This window comes from Streptosporangium sp. NPDC005286, from assembly GCF_040607515.1.
In the GTDB taxonomy this organism is placed as follows: Bacteria; Actinomycetota; Actinomycetes; order Streptosporangiales; family Streptosporangiaceae; genus Streptosporangium.
Genome location: NZ_JBEXGU010000262.1, coordinates 1 through 8,521 on the forward strand (window position 1 = coordinate 1; position 8,521 = coordinate 8,521).

Genomic DNA, 8,521 nt, shown 5'->3' on the forward strand with positions numbered 1-8,521 from the left:
TCCCCACGCCCCCCCCCCCGCCCGCACCGCTTCCGCACCTCCGGGAAGATGCAGTCGACGTCGAGCCGGTCCTGACGGGTACCGCACCGACAGGACCTCGGCCGCCGGCGACAGCGCCCGGGACAGAGGATGGAAACAGCCGGCCGATCCGCCCTCGTCACGTGCCTCAGCCCGGCTCGCCGCCGATCTCGTCTCCGCGAAGCCGGTCGTCGATCAGTCCGCCGTATTCGCGCAGCGGCCCCGGGGTGAGCAGGCGCTGGTGCGACGCGGCCACCGGGTGCAGCCGGATATCACCGCTCACGTAAGGCACCCAGGCGTCCTCCGTCAGCGCGTACCGCGGATCCTCGTGCTCGGCCGCGATGATCAGCGTGTCCGCGGCCACCACGTCGTGCCGGTACCGGCCGCCGATCCGGATATTGTTGATCATGATACGGAACGAGGCGGCGAGCAGATCCTCGTCAAGCGAGGCGAGCGCCGTGTTGCGGGAGTGCAGGATCTGTACGAACTCGTCGTGGCGCAGGGTGCGGTCTGCGTACTCGGCGGTGTCGATCTCGAACGCCTCGAGCATGTCGAGGTAGAGACGCGAGATCTCCAGCTCGGCCACCTTCTCGATGACATCGTCGCTCAGCGGGTGCGCCGGGAACGCGTCTATCAGGGTGAGCGATTCGACCCGCCGGCCGGCCTGTTCCAGCCGGGCCGCCATCGCGTGCGCAACGATGCCCCCGAACGACCAGCCCAGCAGGCGATAGGGCCCCTCCGGCCACACCTCGAGGATCTGGCTTACGTACTCGGCGGCCATCTCCTCGATCGAGGCCGGCAACGGCTCCCCGCCCTGCAGGCCGCGGGCCTGCAGGGCGTACACCGGGACCTCCGGGTCGATGTGCGGCAGGAGCGACGCGTACGGCCAGCTGAGACCGCTCCCGGGATGCACACAGAAGAGCGGCGCCCGGCGACCGGCGGCGCGAAGGGGGAGCAGAACGCCGAACGCCTGCTCCTGCGGATTCAGGGCGAGGCGCTGCGCCAGGCCCGCCACGGTCGGGGTCTCGAACAGTATCCGGATCGGCACCTCCACCCCTAAAACCGCGCGGATACGGCTGACCAGACGGGTCGCCAGCAGCGAGTGCCCGCCCAGGTCGAAGAAGCTGTCGTCGACGCTGACCCGGGGCAGTTCCAGGACCTCGGCGTAGAGGCCGCAGAGCAGTTCTTCCTGCGGGGTCCGCGGGCTGCGGCCACCCGTGGTGGAGAACTCCGGGTCGGGCAGGGCCTTGCGGTCGAGCTTGCCGTTGACGGTCAGCGGCAACTCCGCCAAAGCGGTGACCGCGGCCGGGACCATGTACTCCGGCAGCAGCTGCGCCACATACTCCCGCAGCCCCGCGGAGTCACCCACCACATAAGCGACCAGACGGCCCTCACGCACCACCACCGCCGCGTCCCGCACCCCCTCATGCTCGCGAAGCACGGCCTCGATCTCGCCCGGCTCGATCCGGAACCCGCGCACCTTCACCTGCTCATCGACACGACCCCGAAACTCCAGCTCACCATCGGCGTTCCACCGGGCCAGATCCCCCGTGCGATACATCCGCGACCCACCCGGGGCAGCCACGAACCGCTCCGCGGTCAAACCCGGCCGTCCCAGATACCCCCGCGCCACCCCCGCGCCCGACAGATACAACTCACCCGCGACCCCCGGGGCGACCGGGCGCAGGGCAGCGTCCAGCACGTGCAGGCCCATGCCGGCCATCGGGCCACCGATCGGCACACTGTTCCCCCCGAAATCGGCCGCGACCTTGTGACGGGCCGCGAAGGTCGTGGCCTCCGTCGGCCCGTACCCGTTCACCACCGTGATCGAGGGGTGGGCCTGCCGCACCCGCACCACGGCCGACGGGGAGATCACATCCCCGCCGGCCCACACCTGCGACACCCCGGCCAGCGCCTGCAGATGATGCTCGGCCACCACCGCCAACAACCCCGCCGTCAACCACACAGCGGTGATGTCGTGGTCGACCACCGCCCGCATCACCGCCGCGGTGTCAACCGCGTCCTCTGCCACCACCACCGTGCCGCCGCCCAGCAGCGGCACCCACACCTCATAGGTCGAGGCATCAAACACCTGCGGCGAATGCCACAGCACCCGCTCATGACCGGCTGCGAAACACTCATCCGCCGCCAACGCCACAACGTCACCGTGCGTGACCAGCACGCCCTTCGGCACACCCGTCGACCCCGAGGTGTACATCACATACGCGCCACCGGCCGACCCCACCGGTACGGCGGGCTCCACCTCCATAGCCGCCGTACCGTCCAACTCCGGCAAGGTCTCCAGCACCAGCACCGGACGGCAGTCATCGATGATCGTCCGACGGCGGGCCGGTGGATACTCCGGATCCACCGGCACATACACCCCACCAGCCTTGAGCACCCCCAGCATCGCCACAATCAGATCCGCGGAACGCGGCATCAGCAGAACCACCCGCGACTCCGCCCGCACCCCATGCTCGACCAGCCACCCGGCCAGACGATCCGACCGCTCCCCCAACTCCTGGTAGGTCAGCTCACGATCACCATGACGCACCGCCGGCCCAGCCGGGTCCTGCGCCGCCACCATCTGCGGCACCGTCGACACCGGCACCCGCTGCCCGCTCACCGACCACCGCTCCAGGTCCTCACGCTCGGCGCCGGTAAGGATCTCAGCCCGGCTGACCGGTGCGTCCGGGTCGGTGGTGACCGCCTCCAGCAACCGCACCCACCGATCCATCATCCCCTTCACCGTGCCCGCGTCGAACAGATCGGTGGCGAACTCCGCCCAGCCGACAATCCCCGCAGCGCCACCGTCCTGTTCGGCGCGTTCGAGCACGTTGATGGTCAGATCAACCCGCGACACCCCCGCGTGCACCGACTCGTCGATCACCCGCACACCCGGCAGCTCGAAGTCACCCGCCGGCGCGTTCTGTAATGCGAACATCACCTGGAACAACGGGTGATGCGATGTGGAGCGCCGCGGGTTGAGCTCCTCCACCAAATACTCAAACGGCACATCCTGCTGCGCATACGCCGCCAGATCCGACTCCCGCACCCGCTCAACCAGTTCCGCGAAGGACGGATCACCGGAGGTGTCGGTACGCAACACCAGCGTGTTGACGAAGAACCCGACCAGATCGTCCAGCGCGTCATCGGTCCGCCCGGCAACCGGCGACCCCACCACGATGTCGCTACCCGCGCCAAGCCGGGTGAACAGCGCCGCCAACGCCGCCTGCAACACCATGAACACCGTCGCGCCCGTGCTCTGCGCGATCCGCCGGACTCGCTCCTGCAGATCGGGGCTGATCTCGAACCGGACCGCGTCGCCGCGGTACGACGCCACCGCCGGGCGTGGCCGATCGGCCGGCAGTTCCAGGCGCTCCGGCAACCCGGCCAGCCGCTGCCGCCAATAGCCCAGCTGCTCGCTGAACAGACTGCTGCCGTCGGTCTCGTCACCGAGCAGCCGCCGCTGCCACAGCGTGTAATCCACATACTGCACCGCAAGCGGCTCCCACACCGGAGCCTCCCCCTCGCTGCGCGCCGCATACGCCGCCACCAGATCACGAGTCAGCGGACCCATCGACCAGCCATCGGCCGCGATGTGATGCAGCAGAACCAGCAGCACCACCTCCTCGGCACCGATCCGGAACACCTCGCCACGAACGGGCATCTCGGCGGACAGGTCGAAGCCATAGCGGGCAGCCGCGTTGACGCGGTCGCTCACCTCATCGGCGGCAACGTCCACCACCTGCCACGGCACCGCTGCCCTGGGCAGGACGACTTGCCGCGGCCGGCCGTCCACCGTGGAGAAGACGGTCCGCAGGGACTCGTGGCGGGCCACCACATCGTCCAAGGCCCGGTGCAGGGCGTCGATGTCCACCTGACCGGTCAGGCGCAGGGTCAGCGGCATGTTGTAGGTCGCCGAACGGCCCTCCAACTGGTGCAGGAACCACAGCCGCTGCTGAGCGAACGACAACGGCAGCACGTCGGGGCGGGGCTGGGGCACGAGCCGGTCCCGGGCCTGGCCTGCCGCCTCGATCCGCGCGGCCAGCCCGGCCACCGTCGGGGTCTCGAACAGCGCCCGGATCGGCACCTCCACTCCCAGCACGGTCCGGATACGGCTGACCAGACGCGTGGCCAGCAGCGAGTGACCACCCAAATCGAAGAAGCCGTCGTCCACACCCACTCGCGGGACACCGAGTACCTCGGCGAACAAGCGGTTCAAGGTTTCCTCGGTGCCGGAGCGGGCGGCGCGGAACGTCCTGGACGTGAAGGTGGGGGCCGGCAGGGCCTTGTGGTCGAGCTTGCCATTGGGGGTCAGCGGGATCACGCCGATCGGCACCACCGCGGCCGGGACCATGTACTCGGGTAGTCGCTCGGCCAGATAACCACGCAGACCGGCCACGACCGCGTCCACGTTCCGGGCCGCCAAAGGCTCGTTCGCCGAGGTGTCCGCCACGCGGCAGGTGCCGGTGAGCCGCGACGTGTCCTCCGCGACGAGCAGGACGGCGTCGAAACGATCCGGCCCTTCCGCCGCCCAGGTGGTCACGACCCGATAGCCGTGCTCGGCACCCCAGGCATGCACCTGTTCGGGGTCCACCCCGTCGCTGCCGAGGCGGGCGTTGGACAAGCCGGTTACCCGTACCGGAAGGATCGCGACCTCGTCCAGAGAGGTGACGACCGGCAGATCCGCGACGTCGAGCACGGCCACGCCGGAGTGGTGCAGAGTGACCTCGTACCGATGACAGGTCAGCTCATTACGGTCCCTCCCCCGCTTGAGCCTGACCTCCGCCGAAAAGCCATTCTCGGCGGCCCACCGCTGGAACCAGCCCGGCTCCAGCAACAGCTCCTTCTCCACCAGAACCGCGTGATCGACCGCCGCCTGGATCACCGCTGCTGAGGCGTGCGCAAGCCTGGCCCGCTGAACCTGCTCCTGCAGGAGCCGGAGGGTGCCGTGGCGGCGGACGTCGCCGACCACGATCCGGCCACCCGGGGCGAGCAGGCCGGCGAGCCGGCCGAGGACCTGGGCCAGATACGCCGCGGACGGGAAGTACTGCACCACCGAGTTGATCACAATCGTGTCGAAGTGCTCGGCGGGCAGAGCGGTGACGTCATCGGCGGGCCGGCAGGACAGGTGCACCTGCGGCCAGGTGGCGGTCAGAGCGGTCAGCCGCGCGATCGCCTGCGCCGAGAAGTCCGTGGCCCAGTACTCGCTCACCTGCGGCGCGATCCGAGACAGCAGCAGACCCGATCCCACCCCCACCTCAAGCACCCGCTCCGGAGCGTGAACCAGGACGTTACCGACCGCGTGATCACGCCAGGCTCGCATCTCCTCCAATGGAATCGCATCCCCGGTGATGCTGGAGTCCCAGCCGGTGAACTCATCACCCCAGTCCACCCCCGACGACGCGGCAGCATAAGCGGACTCGTAGATGTCACGCCACTCACCGACCTGCTCACCCGCCGCGCCATCCTCGACGGCATCGGTGGCCGGGACGACGTAACCCACCAGGCGGCGCTCACCCGGCTGATCCTCGCGCGCGATCACGACAGCGTCGGACACGGCCGGATGCTCCCGCAGCACGGTCTCGATCTCGCCCGGCTCGATCCGGAACCCGCGCACCTTCACCTGCTCATCGACACGACCCCGAAACTCCAGCTCACCATCGGCGTTCCACCGGGCCAGATCCCCCGTGCGATACATCCGCGACCCGGCGGGGCCGTAGGGGTCGGCGACGAACCGCTCGCCCGTGAGACCGGGCCGGTTGAGATACCCCCGGGCCACCCCCGCACCGGCCGCGTACAACTCCCCCACCACACCCGGCGGCACCGGACGAAGCCGCTCATCCAGCACATACACCCGGGTGTCCAGCACCGGATGCCCGATCGGGGCGACCGGGCCGCTGAGCGGACCGCTCATCGACACGCACACCGTCGACTCCGTCGGCCCGTAGGCGTTCACCACCACACGATCCCGCGACCAGCGCTCCGCCAGCTCCGGCGGACAAGCCTCACCCGCCAGCACCACCACACCCAGCTCCGCCGGCTCAGCCGGCGCGACCGTGGCCAGCACCGACGGCGGCATCGTCACATGAGACACCCGACCCGACATCAACGCCCCGCCAAGCGCCTCACCCACCAGCGCCTGGCCGCCCGGCGGCACCACCAGCACCGCCCCCGACCCCAGCGCCATCACCAGCTCCCACACCCACGCGTCGAAACTCGGAGAAGAGAACTGCAACACCCGTGAGGTCGGGTCCACCCCCAGCCGCTGCGCCTGCGTCATCGCCAACGCCGCCAACCCCTGATGCGAGACCACCACACCCTTCGGCACACCCGTCGACCCCGAGGTGTAGACCACATACGCCGCCCGCGACACCACCCCGGCACCAACCGGCGCCCCGGCCGGCGCGGCAGCAGGACAGGCTGAGACATCCGGCAAACCATCCCGCAACACCACCACCGGATCCGCATCAGCCAGCATGAACTCCCGCCGCTCAACCGGATAACCCGGATCCACCGGCACGAACACCCCACCGGCCTTGGCCACCGCCAAGACAGCGACCACCAGCTCCACCGACCGCGGCAACACCAACGCCACCCGCGACTCCACCCCGACGCCCTGCGCACCCAGCCAATACGCCAGCCGATCCGACCACTCCTCCAACTCGCCGTACGACAGCGACCACTCCCCCGACTCGATCGCGGTGGCAGCCGGGTCATGACCGGCGACCAGAGCAGGCAGGTCCCGCGGCGCCACCACCGCCTCCAGCGCCCGCGGCACGAGCCGGGCCCGCTCACCCTCCGACAGCAGCTCCACCTCACCGATCCGCAGCCACGGGGCAGCCACCACCGCCTCCAGCAACCGCACCCACCGCCCCACCAGCACATCCACCGTGCTCGGATCGAACAACTCCGCGGAGAACTCCACCGATCCCGCCACCCCGGCCGGGCCACCCCGTTCATCCGATATCTCGGTGAGCGAGAACAACAGATCGAACCGGGCAGTGCCGGTACCGACGGAAAGGGGTTCCACCCGCAGGCCGGGCAGCGCGAACGCCGATCGGGGCGTGTTCTGCAACACCAACGCGACCTGGAACAACGGGTGGTACGCGGTGGTGCGCTGCGGGTTCAGCACCTCCACCAGATGCTCGAACGGCACATCCTGGTGGGCATACGCCGAAAGGCTGGTCTCGCGCACCCGCCCCAGCAGCTCGGCAAAGCTCGGATCGCCACTGGTGTCGGTGCGCAACACCAGCGTGTTGACGAACAACCCGACCAGATCCTCCAGCGCCTCGTCGGTACGCCCGGCGATACCGCCCCCCAGCGGGATGTCGCTGCCGGCCCCCAACCGGGTCAGCAACGCCGCCATCGCCGCCTGCAACACCATGAACACCGTCGCACCCGACCGCCGCGCCAAACCGACCACTCCGGCATGCAGTCCCGCCGGAAGCTGGAAGGTCAGGTTCCCCCCGGCGTAGGAGGCCACCACCGGACGCGGCCGGTCCACCGGCAGATCCAACCGCTCGGGCAACCCGGCCAAGTGCTCGGTCCAATACGCCAACTGCCGACCGAACCGGCTGGCGGGGTCGGCGTCACCACCCAGCACCTCCCGCTGCCACAACGTGTAATCGGCGTACTGGACCGGCAACGGCACCCACCTCGGGGCCTCACCCGCGCAGCGAGCGGCATAGGCGTGCACCAAATCCCGCGCCAGCGGCGCCAACGACCACCCATCACCCGCGATGTGATGCATCAGGACGAGCAGCACCGACTCTCCGGGGGCCGTGACGAACAGGTCGGCACACACCGGAATCTCCTTACCAAGCACAAAACCGTACCGGGCGGCCTGGGACAAGGCGGCATCCAGCTCATCGGGCATGACGGTGTGCACCTGCCAGCCGACGGAGCTCCCGGCGGCCGGGAGAATCCGCTGCACCGGGCGGCCGTCCACCTCGGGGAAGACGGTGCGCAGCGACTCGTGCCGCGCCACCACGTCATCCAGCGCGGCGCGGACCGCCGCCTGGTCCAAATCGCCGGTCAGCTTCAGCGTCAGCGGCATGTTGTACGTCGGCGACGGGCCCTCCAGCTTGTGCAGGAACCACAACCGCTGCTGCGCGAACGACAGGGGCAGGGCGTCGGGGCGTTCCCGGCGAGTCAGGGCCGGGCGGGTCCGGCCGCCGCTGTGCTCGATGTGGCGTGCCAGGCCGGCGACCGTCGGGGTCTCGAACAGCGCCCGGATCGGCACCTCCACCCCCAGCACGGTCCGAATACGGCTGACCAGACGGGTCGCCAGCAGGGAGTGGCCGCCCAGATCGAAGAAGCTGTCCTCCACCCCCACCTCGGTGAGGTCGAGCACATCGGCGAACAACCCGCACAGGACTTCCTCCCGCGCAGTCCGCGGACCACGGCCACCCGTGGTGGAGAACTCCGGGTCGGGCAGGGCCTTGCGGTCGAGCTTGCCGTTGACGGTCAGCGGCAACTCCGCCAAAGCGGTGACCGC

Annotated in this window: 1 protein-coding gene; it reads right to left on the minus strand. The window is 69.7% G+C overall.

The window, feature by feature from the left end; genetic code table 11:
* Positions 1-166: 166 nt before the first annotated feature.
* Positions 167-8,509 carry an amino acid adenylation domain-containing protein gene (locus ABZU75_RS43610; protein ID WP_355568460.1) on the minus strand — a complete coding sequence of 2,781 codons (8,343 nt, stop codon included), beginning with the start codon at positions 8,507-8,509 and terminating at the stop codon, positions 167-169.
* Positions 8,510-8,521: the final 12 nt, after the last annotated feature.